The following is a 16,843-nucleotide window of genomic DNA, read 5'->3' as shown; positions in this document are numbered from 1 at the left end:
TTGTGTAGGTTCTGCCGAGCTTCCGGCGGTGGGGTTTTGGTGTGAAAGTGGTGCTTGGGCGCGTTTTTACACCAATATGGGGGTCAAAACTCGGAAAAAGCGTACCTATCAACAAAATTGTTGTGGGCCGTTGCAATTTTCAGGATGGCACGGCGTAGCATGAATTTCACCATGCTTTCCATGGATTTTCATGTCTCCTGCCGCAGGAACAGCTTCCGCGGATTGACGTAAACAGTTCATAAAGCACATTGGGAAAACCAAAAAACGGAAGATTCAAGGAAGTTTGAACATGTCAGATTCCAAGAAACCGCAGCACGTGATTGATGAGGTCGATGTTGCCCTCATCGGCGCCGGCATTATGAGCGCCACCCTGGGAGCGATGCTTCGTACCCTGGAGCCAAACTGGTCGCAGATCGTCTTCGAGCGCCTGGACGCCCCCGCAGAAGAGTCTTCCTCCCCATGGAACAACGCAGGCACCGGCCACTCGGCTCTTTGCGAGCTCAATTACACCCCAGAGGTCAACGGCAAGATTGATATTGCCAAGGCCGTGGGCGTGAATGAGAAGTTCCAGATGTCGCGCCAGTTCTGGTCCTACCAGGTGAACCAAGGCGTACTTCCCAATCCACGAGAATGGATCAACCCGGTTCCGCACGTTTCCTTTGGCCGTGGTGAACAGCAGGTTGCCTACATTAAGAAGCGCTTCGAGGCTCTAGAGAACCACCCGCTGTTCCCGAACATGCAGTACACCGATGACCGAGAGGAGTTCACCAAGCTCCTGCCGCTGATGGGGGAAGGGCGTTCCCCACACGAGCCCGTTGCCGCTTCCTGGACTGACGCCGGTACGGACATCAACTACGGTGCACAAACCAAGCAGTTCTTGGCGGCTGCTGAGCGCGAGGGTACCGAGATCCGCTACGGCCATGAGGTGAAGAACCTCCAGCGCGACGGCGCCCGTTGGAAGATCACCGTGAAGAACGTACACACCGGAGATACCCAGGTGGTGCGCGCCAAGTTCGTGTTCGTGGGTGCGGGCGGCATGGCACTCCCACTACTGCAGAAATCCGGAATCCCAGAAATTCGTGGCTGGGGTGGCTTCCCGGTTTCCGGCATGTGGCTGCGCTGCACCAATGAGGAGATCATTGAGCGCCACGCGGCAAAGGTGTACGGGCAGGCATCTGTGGATGCTCCACCAATGTCCGTGCCACACCTGGATACCCGCGTGATCGACGGCAAGAAGGGCCTGCTGTTCGGCCCTTACGCTGGGTGGACTCCGAAGTTCCTCAAGACCGGCACCTACTTTGACCTGTTTAAGTCCATCCGCCCATCGAACCTCCTGTCCTACGTCGGCGTGGGTGTACAGGAAATGGGCTTGACCAAGTACCTCATCACCGAGGTGGTCAAGGACCAGGCAGCCCGCATGGAGACCCTGCGCGAGTACATGCCAAACGCCAAGGATGAGGACTGGGAGCTTGTCGTTGCCGGTCAGCGCGTCCAGGCGATCCAGCCAGTGGCCGGCCCAAGCTTCTCCACACTGGCCTTTGGTACCTCGCTCATCAACTCTGCAGACGGCACCATCGCAGGTCTGCTGGGTGCATCCCCAGGCGCCTCCATTGCACCAGCGGCAATGGTGGAACTCCTGGAGCGTTGCTTCGGTGACCACATGGTGGTGTGGGGCGACAAGATCAAGGAAATGGTCCCCTCCTACGGCATCAAGTTGGCAACCAACAAGAAGCTGTTTGAGGAAATGTGGGAGTACACCCAAAAGACCCTCGAGTTGGAGAAGTAGTACCCTAGGGTGCATTGTTCGGCACTTGTTGCCACTTAAAGGAATCCAATGCACCTAGGAGTTGAGCCGAGTTGAGTACGCCCACAGCCGGAGCCTCACGCACCAAGCCCTCGTTCCCATTTCCGGCGGTGGTTGGTCAGGATCAGCTTCAGTTGGCGCTGATCCTCAACGCCATCACCCCAGGGATCGGGGGCGTGGTGATTCGTGGGGAAAAGGGCACGGCCAAAACCACCACGGTCCGCGCCTTCGCAGCGCTCCTGGATGGCGCACCGCTAGTGAACCTGCCCATCGGTGCGACCGAGGACCGTGTGGTGGGCAGTATCGACATGGAAACGGTGCTCACCACCGGCAAGGCTACCTTTAACCCAGGTCTCCTGTCCCAGGCAGACGGAGGTGTGCTCTACGTTGATGAGGTGAACCTGCTCGCCGACCACCTGGTGGATGCTCTCCTGGACGCCGCGGCCACCGGGCAGGTCACCGTGGAGCGCGACGGCATCTCCCACACCACCCCCGCGAGCTTTGTGCTGGTGGGCACCATGAACCCTGAGGAAGGCGAGCTACGCCCGCAGCTTTTGGACCGCTTCGGCTTGGCCGTGGACGTGGCAGGCAGCAAAGACGTGCAGGTGCGGGCAGAGATCATCCGCAGGAGGCTCGCCTTTGAAGCAGATCCGAACGGCTTCGCGCACAGCTACGCGGAACAAACGGAGCAGATCGCGCAGCAGATCCGCCAGGCAAAAGCCCAGGTAGAAAAGGTTGTGCTGAGCGACACCAGCCTTATGCGCATCGCACACATCTGCGCCGCTTTTGACGTGGACGGCATGCGTGCAGACCTGGTGATCGCCCGCACCGCCATCGCCCACGCCGCATGGCGCGGTGCTGACGCAGTGGAGGACCAGGACATCAAGGTGGCAGCCGAACTCGCGCTGCCGCACCGTCGCCGCCGCGATCCCTTTGATGAGCCGGGTCTTGACCAACAACAGCTCGAAGACACCCTGGACCAAGCGCAGCGCGACATCCCCGATTCTGGCCCCGATTCTGACACCGATCCAGAGACGGCACCGGAAACCAACGGGGAAGACCAAGCACCGGAGTCACCCCAGACGCAGTTCGATGGGCAGTCTGATGGGCAGTCCGATGGTCAAGGGGGTCGCGCCGAGCTCGGCGCCCCCTTTCGCACTGCGCCCGCTGCGCCGCGCGGGAATGGGCCAGCAGGGAATACCAGGTAGGCGCTCCAAGGCCTACTCCTCCCACGGCGCCAACGTCCGCGCCATCACCCAGGGCCACGGCATACACCTGGTGGGTAGTGTGCTCGCCGCCGCCGAACGCGGGGCCGCGATTGACCAGGGTATGCTCCAACTCACACCGCAGGATCTGCGTGGGGCACTGCGCGCAGGGCGGGAATCGAACCTCATCGTGTTCGTGGTGGACTCATCGGGGTCCATGGCGGCGAAAGATCGCCTTGCAACAGTCACCGGAGCGGTGCTCAGCCTCCTGCAGGATGCCTACCAGCGCCGCGACAAAGTGGCGGTGATCAGCGTCCGCGGCGCAGCCCCGGAACTCATCCTCCCACCCACCGGCTCCGTGGACGTAGCGGTGAAACGCCTGAAAGAAGTAGCCACCGGCGGGCGCACCCCGCTTGCCGAGGGGCTGGTGATGGCGCACCAGGTGTTCACCCGCCAAGCGCGCAAAGAACCCGGCCGCAGGGGAATCATGGTGCTGCTTTCCGACGGCCGCGCCACCGCAGGAGCCGGAATGGCAGGGGCGCGGGAGGCCGCGAGGAGACTTGCGGGAGAAGCAGACCTTGGCAGCGTCGTGATTGACTGCGAAGCCCAGGGCAGGGTCCGCCTGGGGCTTGCCCGGGAGCTTGCGGTGCAGCTCGGGGCGCCTTGCGTGCGTTTGGAGGAGCTTTCCGCGGACGCGGTGGCCGATGTGGTGCGCGCGCTCTAGCGCCGGCCGCTGGTACCGTATTTGTGCGAGAGCTTCAGTAGAACAGGAAGGTAGTGGCAGCGTGCCTCAAGGTAAGGTTGATCCGGCAAACATCCCAAACGACGGGCTCACCACCAGGCAGCGCCGCCTGCTGCCCATCACCGCAGTGCATACCGGTGAGGGGAAGGGGAAGTCCACCGCCGCGTTCGGGATGGCCATGCGCGCTTGGAACCAGGGCATGAACGTGGGGGTATTCCAGTTTGTGAAGTCCGCCAAGTGGCGCGTGGGGGAGGAAAGCGTGTTCAAGCGCCTCGGTGAGCTGCATGAACAGACCGGCGAGGGCGGCGCCGTTGAGTGGCACAAAATGGGTGAGGGCTGGAGTTGGTCCAAGAAAGCCGGAACCGAGGAAGACCACGCCCGCGATGCCCGCGAAGGCTGGGAGGAAATTAAGCGCCGCCTGGCTGATGAGGCCCATGACTTCTATGTGCTCGACGAATTCACCTACCCGATCAAGTGGGGCTGGATCGACGTGGATGATGTAGCGGACACCCTGCGCAACCGTCCCGGTACTCAGCATGTGGTAATTACCGGCCGAAACGCAGACCCCAAACTCATTGAGGTGGCGGATCTGGTCACGGAAATGACAAAAATCAAGCACCCAATGGACCAGGGTCGCAAGGGGCAAAAGGGCATCGAGTGGTAGGCACGCCGGCCCCTGCTCCCGGTGTGGTGATCGCAGCAACCAGCTCCGGGTCAGGGAAAACCACAATTGCAACGGGCTTAATCCGGGCGCTTTCCGCCTCCATGAAGGTGGCGCCGTTTAAGGTGGGCCCGGACTACATCGACCCTGGTTACCACGGCCTCGCCGCCGGCGGTGTGGGCCGCAACCTGGACTCCGTGATGTGCGGCGCGCAACGCATGACGCCGATGTATGCACACGGTGCGCAGGGCGCGGACATTGCGGTTGTGGAGGGTGTGATGGGGCTTTTCGACGGCCGCATCCCCGCCCAAGGTCAGCACCAGGTGGGCTTGGCTCAAGGCTCCACTGCGGAAATTGCAGCGCTGTTGGGGCTGCCGGTGGTGCTGGTGGTGGATGTTCGCGGCATGAGCCAGTCTGTGGGTGCCGTGGTGCATGGCTTTGCCAGCCACAGCGACCAAGTGCAGGTGGCCGGCGTGATTTTGAACAAGGTGGGCACACCTCGGCACGCCGAGGTGTGCACGCAAGCCGTGGAGGCTTACGGGATTCCCGTGCTCGGCGCGATCCCCAGGGTGGATGACGCCGAGGTGCCCTCCCGCCACCTTGGGTTGGTGACCACAGGAGAGCTCGGCGGGGTAACCCACACCGTGGACTCCATGGCGCAGATGGTTTCCCAGCACGTGGACCTGGATGCGCTGGTGGCACTCGCACGCAGTGATGTGCAGGTGCCCGCCTGGGACCCCAAGGCGGAGGTGGGCAATGCGCTGCCGCAGGGGAGTGTGCGCATTGCCATGGCCGGCGGGCCGGCATTTTCCTTCACCTATGCAGAACACGTGGAACTACTGCGCGCGGCGGGGGCCGAGGTGATCGACTTTGACCCCCTAAGCGAACCGCTGCCCGAATGTTCTGGGCTAATCATCCCTGGTGGATTCCCCGAGGAACACTGCGCACAATTGGCCGCCAACACCCAACTGCGGGAACATGTGCGCGCACGCATCGCAGAAGGCATGCCGGTCCACGCGGAATGCGCGGGCCTGCTGTGGCTGCTCGAGGCGCTCGACGGCCACGAAATGCTGGGCGTCATCCCCACCAGCGCAGCCATGGGGCGCAGGCTCACCCTCGGCTACCGCGAAGCAGTGGCGCTGCACGATTCCCTGCTCTACCAACAAGGCGAGCGCATCCTAGGCCACGAATTCCACCACACCGCACTTGAAGCGCAACACTTGGAAGGCTTCGCCCCGGCGTGGGGCTGGCGCGCCTTCGACGGCAGCAACAAGCAAGAAGGGTTCATCCAGGGCAACGTGCACGCCAGCTACCTGCACGTCCACCCGGCCTCCACGCCGCAGGCGATCCGGCGCTTTGTCCAGGCCTGCCACGCAGCTGGTGAAGGGCCAGTGGGGCGCTAGGTGCCGCAGTAGGTGATGATCTCTGGGGCATCCGGCCCCGGCCCCACTGCCAGCGGGTCCAACGCCGCATCCTCGGTGATCGCCTCAAAGGGGTTGGTCACCTTGGCAAACACCTGCTCAAAGGGGGCAAAGTCGCCGCGCTCGGCATCCTTGAGCACCTCCTCCACCACGTGGTTGCGGGGGATATACACCGGGTTGGAGCGGCGCATCGCCGCGAAGTCCGGTTCCAGGCAACGCCAACGCTGCTCCCACTGCTCAACCCCAGAGGGCACGATGCCTTCGGCAAGCCCGCGCACCGTGGCCGTGTAATCCAACGCGCCGGCCTGCATGAAGTCCAAAAACTCCTGGGCCAGGGCGCCGTCAGAGACGCCGAACGTGGAGGCGGTGGCGCGTCGGTACGCCTGATCGAAGTGCTGCTGAAACGTGCCAAGCTGCTCCATCAGCACCTGCTCGCCGGCGAAGGGCAACAAGCATTCGGCAAAGCGCGCCAGATTGAAAGCCATCACCTCGGGCTGCGCGGAGAAGCGGTAGCGCCGCGTGGTGTCGATGGAGCTGAACTTCGCATCGGGATCGTAGGAATCAAGGAAGGCACAGGGGCCGTAGTCGATGGTCTGGCCGAACAACTGCACGTTATCCGTGTTCATCACCCCATGCACAAAGCCCACCTTCATCCACTGGGCAACCAACGCCGCCTGACGCCGAACCACCTGATCAAACACAAAACCTGCCTGCTCGGCTGGGGAGACATCATGCGAAGCTTCACCCGGAGCACCACTCAGGAGGGAATACGTGTGGCCTAGAAGCCGCTGGAGCACCTCATGCGAGCGCATAGCCACAAACTCAAAGGTGCCCACTCGGACCTGAGAGGCCGCCACCCGCACCAACACCGCGCCGGGTTCCACTTTCCTGCGCTGCACCTTCTGGCCGGTGGTGAGTACCGCAAGGGAACGGGTGGTGGGGATACCAAGGGCGTGCATGGCCTCGGAGACGAGGTACTCGCGCAGCATGGGGCCGAGCGTTGCCAATCCGTCGCCGCCGCGGGAAAACGGGGTGCGGCCGCTGCCTTTCAGGCCCACCTCCGCGGGCTGGCCGTTGAGACCCTGCGGGAATTGACCCAGGGTGAGCGCTCGGCCATCGCCTAGGGAAGGGACAAGCTGGCCAAACTGGTGGCCTGCGTATGCCACCGCCACACCCTGGGCACCTTCCACGGCCTCCAGGAGCTCGGTGGCACTGATCCCGAGCTGTGCCCCGAGGTCCTCATTGAAGGCGGCCACCTCAAGCTTGGGGAAGGGCGCCACCCGGACCTCGGCACACAACTCGGGGAGGTCACGCTGGAACGTTGTGGGCTCAAACTGGGGCTCAAACCTGCGCTCAACCATGGCCCCACCTTACCTGCTTGCCCCAAGGTGCTTATCCGCGAGCAGCAGGGCTAAGCTATGCAACTATGAGTTCGCACGAGCCAAGCAACCAATACCCCCTCCAGTCCCACGCGCACCCCGTTGCACTCATCGGCGGCGGCCCCGGCGCCTGGGACCTCATCACGGTGCGCGGCATGCACCGCCTGCAAGAGGCGGAGGTTATTCTGTGCGACCACCTCGGACCCACCGTGGAACTGGACAAGCTTTGCGACACCAGCAACAAAGAACTCATTGACGTGTCCAAGCTGCCCTACGGCAAGCAGGTGGCTCAGGAGAAAATCAACGAGCTGCTCATCGAGCACGCGCTCGCCGGCAAGAAAGTGGCACGGCTCAAAGGCGGCGATCCCTATGTATTCGGGCGAGGGTTCGAAGAGCTACAGGCACTCGCGAAACGCGGCATCGCCTGCGAGGTGATTCCCGGCGTGACAAGCGCAATTTCAGTCCCAGCGTTGGCTGGCATCCCCATCACCCAACGTGGGGTGGTGCACAGCTTCACCGTGATTTCCGGGCACGTTCCCCCGGGGCACCCAAGCTCCCTCAACGACTTCCGCGCACTCGCCCACACCGGCGGCACGCTCGCGGTCATCATGGGCGTGAAAAACGCCCCGCACATCACCCAAGCCCTTATGGATGCCGGCATGGACCCCAACACCCCGGCCGTGGTTATCCAGGAAGGCAGCACCGAACAACAGCGCTCCTACCACTGCACGCTGGGAACACTCGCGCACAGCATGAGCGAGCACGACGTCCACCCGCCGGCCGTGTACGTGATCGGTGAGGTAGCCGGACTGGGCACCTAGCTCACCACCATCGTGAGCTGCGAACTTCCCTCATCGAGCTCAATCCGGTGGCCGGCTGCGCGGGCGATCTCCGCCACATCTTCGGCTGTGGCTGGTGTGGCTGCTCCTGTTCCTGCGGCGAGCGCGAGGTCGCGTGCGAGCAAACCTTTGTAGTGCTTGTTGAAGTGGCTCACTACCTTGCGGGTGCCGTCGGGAGCCTCGGTTTCCACACGCACCGTCACCGCACCTTTTCGTTTTCCGAGCTGCTGGTAGGTGCCCGAACGCAGGTCCACCACGAGCCCGTCTACCGCTTCGAGTGCCCGGCTGATCTGCGTGCCCCAACGCGCCTTCATGGTGGGGCTGTTTCCCTTGGCGTCTGGCAGCTTGGTCCCGCCGGAGAGGCGGTACTTGGGGATCAAATCCTGCGCCATCACCACCCCGAACAACGCATCCCCCACAGCCAGGTGCCCCCATGCCTCCTGCGGGAGGGAAGTGGCGTTGAGGGCGTCGAAAAGCACCCCCGTGAACCTGTGCAGCGCCGGCATGGTGGGGGAACTCAGCACCTCCAGATTCGCCTCCGCCTCGCCGCGCAGCGACTCCGAAATTCCAAGCACACCGAGCGCCGTTCCGACGTCCAACGCGCGCAGGTCCTCCAAGATTTCCCGGCGCGTTTCGGTGAGCTGGGGGAAGGAGAGGGCGCCAAGATCCAACGCGGGGCCGTTGCCGCCTGCTGCCTTGGTTTCACTCGGGGGCAGGATGATCAACATGGTGGTTCACCTTACCGTTTTCCCAACCGTTTCCTACAGCTTCCATGTGGAGCCGGTGCACCCGCGGTGTGTAAACTGCGCAGTTATGATTACTCGCCTTTCCACCCTCTTTTTGCGCACACTGCGCGAGGACCCCGCAGACGCAGAAGTACCAAGCCACAAGCTGCTCGTGCGAGCAGGCTACATCCGACGCACCGCCCCCGGTGTGTACACCTGGCTGCCACTGGGCCTGAGAACCCTGCGCAAAATTGAGGCTGTAGTCCGTGAGGAAATGGACGGCATCGGCGCCCAGGAACTGCTGTTCCCGGCCCTGCTGCCACGCGAGCCATACGAGGCCACCAACCGCTGGACTGAGTACGGTGACGCGCTGTTCCGCCTTAAGGACCGCAAAGGCGCGGACTACTTGCTGGGCCCCACTCATGAGGAAATGTTCACCAATGCGGTGAAGGATCTCTACTCCTCATACAAGGACTTCCCGGTGACGCTGTACCAGATTCAAACCAAGTACCGCGATGAAGAGCGCCCACGCGCCGGCATCCTGCGTGGCCGCGAGTTTGTGATGAAGGACTCCTACTCCTTTGACATGACCGATGAGGGGCTGGGTGAGTCCTACCTACGCCACCGAGAGGCGTACCAGCGGATTCTGGACCGCCTTGGCGTGGAGTACGTGATCTGTGCTGCCACCTCCGGTGCGATGGGCGGCTCGGCTTCCGAAGAGTTTTTGGCAGTGAGTGAGAACGGTGAGGACACCTTTGTTCGCGCCACCGAAGGGGACTACGCGGCCAACGTGGAGGCTGTGGTTACCCAGCCGGGCACCGAACTGCCTTTGGAGGGCCAGCCGGAAGCCAAGGAGTACGACACCCCAGCTTCAGAGACCATCGCCACCCTGGTGGAATGGGCTCGAAATGAGGGCATCCAGATTGACGGGCGCGAAGTGGAGGCTTCTGACACCCTGAAGTGCATCGTGGTGAAGGTTCAGGAACCAGGCGCTGAGGAGCCGGAGCTCACCGGCATCCTGGTGCCAGGTGACCGCGAGGTAGATATGAAGCGCCTGGAGGCTTCACTGGAACCAGCCAGCGTGGAGCTGGCTAGCGACGAGGACTTCAAGAACTCCTCCTTCCTGGTCAAGGGCTACGTGGGACCCCGCGGCCTCATTGCCAACGGCGTGAAGGTGCTTGCGGATCCACGCGTTGCCAAGGGCACCGCGTGGATCACCGGTGCAGACGCCAAGCAACGCCACGTGGTGGGCCTGGTGGCCGGGCGCGACTTCGAGGTGGACGGCTTCATCGAGGCAGCCGAAATCAAAGAAGGCGACCCCGCACCGCAGGGTCAAGGCGTGCTCACCCTTGCCCGTGGCATTGAGGTTGGCCACATCTTCCAACTCGGCCGCAAATACACCGAGGCCATGGACGTGCAAATTTTGGATGAAAACGGCAAGCGTGCCGTGCCAACAATGGGTTCCTACGGCATCGGCGTCTCCCGCCTCATGGCAGTGCTCGCCGAGCAGCGCCACGACGAAAAGGGCCTGAACTGGCCACTCAGCGTGGCGCCGTACCAGGTGCACGTTGTAGTGGCCAACAAGGACCAAGAGGCCCTCGACGCCGGTGACGCAATCGTGGCCGAACTCGACGCCGCGGGCGTTGAAGTACTCTTTGACGATCGCCCAAAGGTATCCCCAGGCGTGAAGTTCAAAGACGCCGAGCTGCTGGGCATGCCAATCACCGTGGTGCTCGGCCGCTCCTTCAAAGATGGCATCATCGAGGTGCGCCGCCGCGAGGGCGAAACCCTCGAAGTAGCCGCTCAAAACGCAAAGGATGAGGTCCTGCGGTTGATCCGCGGCTAAAGATTCTCGCCGCCGGCGGCGCTGGCGGTGGGGGTGGGGGCGCTGAGCCGCAGGGTGTAGGAGGCAAAGGCTTCGGTCTTTGCCTCCGCTGCTATGTTGGCCCATGTGCTGCTGGTGCTGCGTAGCAGCTCATCTACAGCAATTGCAGCGGTGGCTTGGTCTACGGGGACCGTGGCCGCGGGGGCAAAAGCATACGCCGGGAGGGCTGCGGGGACATCTCCGGTTGGGGCCAAGAGTTCTTGGAGTTGCGCCACACGCTCGGTGTGTACGTGGTGCGCCCGGTCGATGCGCGCGGTTGTTGCCGGGTCCGCGAATGCCCGAGCCACATCCAGGCCATAGAGCAGCTCGTATTCCTCCTCCAGGCCGGTGCGGAGGGCAGCGGCCCAGTCCGATTCCTGTTCAGGATCTTGAGCCTTGTCCTGTGGTGGCTGGTCGGAGCCCTCCAAAGCCGGTGGTTCCGGCGTTACCTCAACGTCCGAAGACGCAGGCAAGGTGGTGTACATCTGCGCTACCAGGAGCCTGGACTGCTCGGGGAGCGCAAAGAAGAGGTCTTCCACCTGACCTGCAGCCTCGGCTGGCTCTACTGCCGGGGAGGAGGAGATGGTGGCGTCGATAGCCTGCTCGCTGCAACTTTCGGGGACGCTGCCGTCTTCGCGGTGCCCGCACACCCGGATCATCTCAGCGCGCAACGCCGCCGCATCGTTGGGGCGGTCTGCTTGTGCGGTGGCTGCGAGTGCCGCGAGGTGGGCATCGGGCAGCGGCTGAGGGTCAAGCACGCTGCAACCGGCGAGGCCGAGAGGCAGGAGGATCAGGCTGACCGCGGCGATGGGGGAACGGGGATGCACAGCCATTCACCATACACGCTGGGTAAGCGTACCGACGTGAACGTGTCTGCGTTGCGATAGGGTGGAACGCATGGCCTTCCCAACCAATGAACAGCTCTTAGCCCACCTTGAACCCCTCGCGCTGCGCCACAACGTAGACATTGAAAGGGTGAAAACCAATAAGGCAGGCAAGAAGTCCCTAGTTTCGGTGGCCGTGGACGCAGACACCCCGCCAGACCTGGACCTGCTGGAGGTCATCTCCAACGAGGCCTCCGCGCTGTTCGACTCCCTGGAGGAGGCCGGCACGCTCAACTTCGGTGCGGGCTACACTCTGGAGCTCACCACCTTCGGTGTGGGCAACCCGCTGACGCTTTCGCGGCATTGGCGGCGTAACCGCGGCCGACTCGTGGCGCTCAACCAGGACGGCAAGAAGCGCACCGCCCGCATTGGCGCGTTGTCTGAAGACGAAACCCAGGTGATCCTGATTTCGCGGGACAAGAAGCGCGTGGTGGTAGAAGTTGCGGAAGTAGCGCAGCACACCGGGGCAGTGGTAGAAATTGAGTTTGCTGCGCCAGCGGCTGAGGAAGTTGAGGTGGCGCAGATGGGCTTTGCTGAGGCGGCAGCGGTGGCTACTACGGCTACTGCTTGAGCCCGGCGGTGAGCTGAAATAATTGAACAACAAGCTACAGCGCCTGAGCGCTAGACCGCTATTGCAACGTGAAAGCATGCATGCACACGAGTAAGGAACACAAGTGAATATTGATACCGGCGCCCTGTATGACATTGAGCGCGAGCGCGGCATCGCCGTGGATGAAATGCTGCGCACCATCGCCGCAGCCCTGCTGCACGCCTACTACGAGTACAAGGAAACCGAGGCAACGCCTACCCGCAAGGCACGCGTGGAGATCGACCGCGCGAGCGGCCAGGTGAGTGTGATCGTTTCTGAGTACGACGAAGAGGGCGTTCTGCAAAGCGAATACGACGACCTCCCCGTCAATTTTGCGCGCCAGTCTGCCTCTGCGGTGCGTGACGCCATTGTGCGCCGCTTGCGCGAGGCGGAGTCGGAAATCGCCTACGGCGCCTACTCGGAGTACGAAGGCCGCGTGATCTCCGGCCTGGTGCAGGCGGATGATTTTGCCGCGAAGAAGGGCATCGTGGTGGTGCACCTCGGCACCGAGGCCGATGGCCAGGACGGCCTGCTTCTTCCTGCAGAGCAGTTGCCTGGCGAAAAGCTGCGCCATGGTGACCGTGTGAAGTCTTACGTGGTGAGCGTGAACCGAAATGGTGCAAATTTGCAGATCAACCTTTCGCGCACTCACCCCGAGCTGGTCCGCGGGCTGTTTGAGCTGGAGGTGCCAGAAGTGGCAGACGGCTCCGTGGAAATCGTCTCCATTGCCCGCGAAGCTGGCCACCGCTCCAAAGTTGCCGTGCGCGCAACCGTGAAAGGCCTCAACGCCAAGGGGGCCTGCATTGGCCCGCGTGGACAGCGCGTGAGCAACATCATGAAGGAGCTTGGCGGGGAAAAGATTGACATCATTGACTTCTCCGAGGACCCAGCGACTTACGTTGGCAACTCACTGGCCCCCTCTAAGGTCATCAGCGTGGAGGTGTTGAACCTGGAGGAGCAAACTGCTCGCGTTGTAGTGCCGGAATACCAACTTTCGCTCGCGATCGGCAAGGAGGGGCAAAATGTGCGCCTCGCCGCACGCTTGACAGGCTGGAAGATTGACATCCGTTCCGACGCCGCCCCGACGGACTAGCCGGGCAGGGCTGCTTGGGTTGCAGGGCTGCTAGGGCTGCTAGGGCTGCTAGGGCGCGGCAATTCCCACATTGCGGGGCATTTGCCGTACACTAGTGGGCGGCCCCGAGTGCTGGCTGAGTACCAGCCGAAGATGGGCGCTTATTGTTTGTGCGGTTTGTGAGGAGAACTGGGTGAGACGAAGGGCTGAGAACGCTAGCCAGCGCGCTAGTGAACTTGCCTCTACCCACACAGCACCTACCCGCACCTGCATAGCCACCCGCGCAAAAGCACCTGATCACCAGTTGCTTCGCGTCACGCTGGAACACCAGGACGGACAATGCGTTGCAGTTCCTGATCCACGCAGGCGCGCGCCTGGCCGCGGAGCCTGGCTCACCCCATCGGTAGAAGCACTCGAAATGGCCTTGCAACGCCGCGCGTTTCAACGCGCGTTCAAGGTGTCTACCCCGGTAGACGCAGGTCCTGTACGAAAGTACTTGAGCGAAAGCGCAACCTACCCCTGTAAGGAAGACCGAACACTGATGAGCACAACATGAAGCATCAGCGATGAACGTCATGGCAATCAGGTAGGAAATCGAGCACTGTTAGCCCCTCCGGGTCACTCGATTTCCTCCACAACACAAGGAGAATAGTGCCCGGAAAGCTACGCGTACACGAGCTCGCAAAACAGCTCGGCGTTACCAGCAAGGAACTGCTCGCCACACTGAAAGAACAAGGCGAGTTTGTGAAAACCGCTTCTTCCACCATTGAACCTCCAGTGGTGAAGAAGATGAAAGAATTCTACGGCGCAAATGAAGCCGCCGCAGAGGCAAAGCCAGCAGCGGCCCAGCCGGCAAAGGCAGCCGAAAAGGCCCCTGCTACGCAGGATTCAGCGCCAGCAGCACCAAAGCCAGCCGCCCCTAAGCCCGCTGCGCCAAAGCCGGCGGCACCCAAGCCTGCGGCAGGGGAGAAAGCCCAGCCGTCTGATCCCGCTCAGACCGCTGCGCCACAGGCAACCCCAGCTTCACCTAAGCCAGCGGCACCAAAGCCCGGTTTCAGCAACGCGCCATCTGCTAATGCCACTGCCAATTCCAGTGGCGGTGCTGCGGCAATGCCACGCCCGCAGGCGAAGCCAGGCCCCAAGCCTGGTGCCCGCGCGCCGCGTGTGGCAAACAACCCATTCTCTACGGGTAGCTCCGAGCGCCCAGCGCCACGCCCAGGTGGGCGCGCCGGTGGGCAACCTCGCCCCGGTGGCGGCAATGCTGGTGAGCGCGGCCCACGTCCGGGCGGCAATGGTCGCCCAGGCGGCAACCGCCAGCAGGGTGCTGCAGCCGGCGCCGGTGGCTCCGCGGAGCGCCAGAGCGGTGGGCGTCGCCCATCTCCCGCGATGATGCCAACCCACCCGAACCCAGGCCAGATGCCCACCCGCGCCAGCGGTGGCAACCGTGGCCGCGGCGGTCAGGGTGGTCCAGGTGGCCAGTCCGGCCCAGGTGGCTTCGGTGGCCGCGGCGGCGGTGCAGGTGGTCGCGGCGGACGTCGTGGCGGCACCGCGGGTGCATTCGGCCGCCCAGGTGGTGCTCCACGCAAGGGCCGCAAGTCCAAGCGTCAGAAGCGCAACGAGTACGAGGCAATGCAGGCACCAAACGTCATCGGTGGCGTGCGTTTGCCTGACGGCGGCGGCGCAACCGTGCGTTTGGCGCGCGGCGCATCGCTGAGCGACTTCGCCGAGAAGATCGGCGCAGAGCCAGCAGCACTCGTGCAGGCACTGTTCAACCTCGGCGAAATGGTCACCGCAACCGCCTCCGTGAGCGAAGAAACGCTCATGCTGCTCGGTGAAGAAATGAACTACGAGGTTCAGGTCGTTTCCCCAGAAGACGAGGACCGTGAGCTCCTGGAGTCCTTCGACCTGCAGTTCGGTGAGGACGAAGGTACCGAGGAAGACCTGGCACAGCGCCCACCAGTAGTCACCGTGATGGGTCACGTTGACCACGGTAAGACCCGCCTTTTGGATACCATCCGTAAGGCCAACGTCGGCTCCGGCGAGGCCGGCGGCATCACCCAGGGCATCGGTGCGTACCAGGTGTCTGTGGATGTTGAGGGCAATCAACGCAAGATCACCTTCTTGGATACCCCAGGTCACGAGGCCTTCACCGCCATGCGTGCCCGCGGCGCAAAGTCCACGGACATCGCCGTGCTGGTGGTCGCTGCCGACGACGGCGTGATGCCACAGACCGTGGAAGCAATTAATCACGCGAAGGCAGCGGAAGTGCCAATCGTGGTTGCTGTGAACAAGATCGATAAGCCAGGCGCCTCCCCAGAAAAGATCCGTGGCCAGCTCACCGAGTACGGCCTGGTTCCTGAAGAGTACGGCGGCGACACCATGTTCGTTGACATCTCCGCAAAGCAGAACATCAACATTGATGGCCTGCTGGAAGCGGTGCTGCTCACCGCCGACGCCGAGCTAGATCTGCGCGCGAACCCAGACATGGACGCCCAGGGTGTGGCAATCGAAGCACACCTGGACCGCGGCCGCGGCCCAGTGGCAACTGTTATCGTGCAGCGCGGTACCCTCCGCGTGGGTGACTCCGTGGTCGCCGGAGACGCCTTCGGCCGCGTGCGCCGCATGGTGGACGAACACGGTAACGACGTTGCCGAGGCCGGCCCATCTCGCCCAGTGCAGATGCAGGGCCTCAACGGTGTGCCGGGAGCAGGTGACAACCTGCTCGTGGTGGAAGACGACCGCGTGGCACGTCAGATCGCAAACCAGCGCAACGCCCGCAAGCGCAACGCCCTGGCCGCCAAGGCACGCAAGCGTGTGTCCCTGGAAGATCTGGATTCCGTGCTCAAGGAAACCTCCACCCTCAACCTCATCCTCAAGGGCGACAACGCCGGTTCCGTGGAAGCACTGGAAGAGGCACTGCTCAAGATCGAGGTGGACGACGAGGTACAGCTCAACATCATCGACCGTGGTGTTGGTGCCGTCACGCAGACCAACGTGACCCTGGCCGCCGCTTCCGACGCCGTGATCATTGCCTTCAATGTTCGCGCAGAGGGCAAGGCCACCGAGGAAGCAAATGCCGAGGGTGTGGACATCCGCTACTACACGGTTATCTACCGCGCACTGGAAGAGGTGGAGCAGGCACTCAAGGGCATGCTCAAGCCAATCTACGAGGAGCGGGAGATCGGCCGCGCAGAAATCCGCGCGATCTTCAAGGCATCCGCAGTGGGTCTCATCGCAGGTTGTATGGTGGAGTCCGGCAAGGTGCGCCGCAACGCAACGATCCGTTTGTTGCGCGACGGCAACGTGGTCACCGACAGCGCAAAGATCGAATCCCTGCGCCGTGAAAAGGACGACGTCACCGAAGTTTCCGCAGGCTACGAGTGCGGTATGGTGCTCAGCTACCCAGATATTCAGGTAGGCGACATCATCGAGGTATTCGAGCAGGTGGAGGTCCCACGCGACTAACCAACGCTCGCACGCATGCCCTCCCGCAACGGTTCGCAGTTCCGCACCTGGTGGGAGGGTTTGTTTGTGCCCCAAGGGTCCAGCAGACTGCTGAACACCGAACGCAGAACTCAAACAGTACAATTGTGTGCTGTTGAGGCGGCGGCCTAGGCCGCGGTCCCTGAAATCTTCCCAACACCTCCAAAGGAGCAAC

At 62.8% G+C, this 16,843-nt stretch carries 14 protein-coding genes; 11 read left to right on the top strand and 3 right to left on the bottom strand.

What is annotated here, in order from left to right; translation table 11 throughout:
* The first annotated feature begins 289 nt into the window (after positions 1-289).
* From mqo to NQ050_RS00375, 5 genes are all read left to right on the top strand, one after another.
* Positions 290-1,786 (top strand): malate dehydrogenase (quinone), encoded by a 1,497-nt coding sequence (gene mqo, locus NQ050_RS00395; RefSeq protein ID WP_257037257.1) that lies wholly within the window; start codon positions 290-292, stop codon positions 1,784-1,786.
* Positions 1,787-1,857: 71 nt separating this feature from the next.
* Positions 1,858-3,012 (top strand): ATP-binding protein, encoded by a 1,155-nt coding sequence (locus tag NQ050_RS00390; RefSeq protein WP_257037256.1) that lies wholly within the window; start codon positions 1,858-1,860, stop codon positions 3,010-3,012.
* A complete protein-coding gene (locus NQ050_RS00385) occupies positions 2,987-3,733 on the top strand; it encodes a VWA domain-containing protein (RefSeq protein ID WP_257037255.1) in 747 nt (248 codons plus the stop codon). Before NQ050_RS00390 ends, NQ050_RS00385 begins: the two co-directional genes overlap by 26 nt.
* A gap of 61 nt (positions 3,734-3,794) precedes the next feature.
* Positions 3,795-4,415 carry a cob(I)yrinic acid a,c-diamide adenosyltransferase gene (cobO, locus tag NQ050_RS00380; protein ID WP_257037254.1) on the top strand — a complete coding sequence of 207 codons (621 nt, stop codon included), beginning with the start codon at positions 3,795-3,797 and terminating at the stop codon, positions 4,413-4,415.
* Positions 4,409-5,815: a cobyrinate a,c-diamide synthase gene (locus NQ050_RS00375; RefSeq protein ID WP_257037253.1), complete on the top strand. Its 1,407-nt coding sequence runs from the start codon at positions 4,409-4,411 to the stop codon at positions 5,813-5,815. Before cobO ends, NQ050_RS00375 begins: the two co-directional genes overlap by 7 nt.
* Here the strand turns inward: NQ050_RS00375 and NQ050_RS00370 are convergent.
* The gene (locus NQ050_RS00370) at positions 5,812-7,194 is read right to left on the bottom strand and encodes a protein adenylyltransferase SelO family protein (RefSeq protein WP_257037252.1); all 1,383 of its coding nucleotides are present in this window, start codon (positions 7,192-7,194) and stop codon (positions 5,812-5,814) included. The two genes, NQ050_RS00375 and NQ050_RS00370, sit on opposite strands and share 4 nt — an antisense overlap.
* A 65-nt stretch (positions 7,195-7,259) precedes the next feature.
* Here NQ050_RS00370 and cobA point away from each other — a divergent pair, with 65 nt between their 5' ends.
* A complete protein-coding gene (gene cobA / locus NQ050_RS00365; RefSeq protein WP_257037251.1) occupies positions 7,260-8,033 on the top strand; it encodes a uroporphyrinogen-III C-methyltransferase in 774 nt (257 codons plus the stop codon).
* Here cobA and yaaA read toward each other — a convergent pair.
* The gene (gene yaaA / locus NQ050_RS00360) at positions 8,030-8,779 is read right to left on the bottom strand and encodes a peroxide stress protein YaaA (RefSeq protein WP_257037250.1); all 750 of its coding nucleotides are present in this window, start codon (positions 8,777-8,779) and stop codon (positions 8,030-8,032) included. The genes cobA and yaaA overlap by 4 nt on opposite strands.
* Positions 8,780-8,864: 85 nt before the next feature.
* Here yaaA and NQ050_RS00355 point away from each other — a divergent pair, with 85 nt between their 5' ends.
* The gene (locus NQ050_RS00355) at positions 8,865-10,622 is read left to right on the top strand and encodes a proline--tRNA ligase (protein WP_257037249.1); all 1,758 of its coding nucleotides are present in this window, start codon (positions 8,865-8,867) and stop codon (positions 10,620-10,622) included.
* Here NQ050_RS00355 and NQ050_RS00350 read toward each other — a convergent pair.
* Positions 10,619-11,473 carry a hypothetical protein gene (locus tag NQ050_RS00350; RefSeq protein ID WP_257037248.1) on the bottom strand — a complete coding sequence of 285 codons (855 nt, stop codon included), beginning with the start codon at positions 11,471-11,473 and terminating at the stop codon, positions 10,619-10,621. The two genes, NQ050_RS00355 and NQ050_RS00350, sit on opposite strands and share 4 nt — an antisense overlap.
* Before the next feature lie 64 nt (positions 11,474-11,537).
* Between NQ050_RS00350 and rimP the strand changes: the two genes are divergently transcribed.
* From rimP to infB, 4 genes are all read left to right on the top strand, one after another.
* On the top strand, positions 11,538-12,095 hold the full coding sequence (gene rimP / locus NQ050_RS00345) for a ribosome maturation factor RimP (RefSeq protein ID WP_257037247.1): 558 nt from the start codon (positions 11,538-11,540) through the stop codon (positions 12,093-12,095).
* 103 nt (positions 12,096-12,198) lie between these two features.
* A complete protein-coding gene (gene nusA / locus NQ050_RS00340; RefSeq protein ID WP_257037246.1) occupies positions 12,199-13,206 on the top strand; it encodes a transcription termination factor NusA in 1,008 nt (335 codons plus the stop codon).
* Positions 13,207-13,300: 94 nt separating this feature from the next.
* Positions 13,301-13,741, top strand: coding sequence for a YlxR family protein (locus tag NQ050_RS00335; RefSeq protein ID WP_368734720.1), 441 nt, complete (start codon positions 13,301-13,303; stop codon positions 13,739-13,741).
* A gap of 95 nt (positions 13,742-13,836) precedes the next feature.
* Entirely contained in the window at positions 13,837-16,650 is a 2,814-nt protein-coding gene (gene infB / locus NQ050_RS00330; protein ID WP_257037244.1) for a translation initiation factor IF-2, read from the top strand.
* Positions 16,651-16,843: the final 193 nt, after the last annotated feature.

This window comes from Corynebacterium sp. 122RC1 (assembly GCF_024580955.1).
GTDB lineage: Bacteria > Actinomycetota > Actinomycetes > Mycobacteriales > Mycobacteriaceae > Corynebacterium > Corynebacterium kozikiae.
Note: the sequence above shows the minus strand (reverse complement) of the source record. Positions and strands in the feature narration are given on the sequence as shown.

Bases quoted from the DNA above. Each gene is read 5' to 3' on its own strand.
- mqo (WP_257037257.1), top strand. From the start codon at position 290: ATGTCAGATTCCAAGAAACCGCAGCACGTGATTGATGAGGTCGATGTT.
- NQ050_RS00385 (WP_257037255.1), top strand. From the start codon at position 2,987: ATGGGCCAGCAGGGAATACCAGGTAGGCGCTCCAAGGCCTACTCCTCC.
- NQ050_RS00370 (WP_257037252.1), bottom strand. From the start codon at position 7,194: ATGGTTGAGCGCAGGTTTGAGCCCCAGTTTGAGCCCACAACGTTCCAG.
- cobA (WP_257037251.1), top strand. From the start codon at position 7,260: ATGAGTTCGCACGAGCCAAGCAACCAATACCCCCTCCAGTCCCACGCG.
- yaaA (WP_257037250.1), bottom strand. From the start codon at position 8,779: ATGTTGATCATCCTGCCCCCGAGTGAAACCAAGGCAGCAGGCGGCAAC.
- NQ050_RS00355 (WP_257037249.1), top strand. From the start codon at position 8,865: ATGATTACTCGCCTTTCCACCCTCTTTTTGCGCACACTGCGCGAGGAC.
- NQ050_RS00350 (WP_257037248.1), bottom strand. From the start codon at position 11,473: ATGGCTGTGCATCCCCGTTCCCCCATCGCCGCGGTCAGCCTGATCCTC.
- rimP (WP_257037247.1), top strand. From the start codon at position 11,538: ATGGCCTTCCCAACCAATGAACAGCTCTTAGCCCACCTTGAACCCCTC.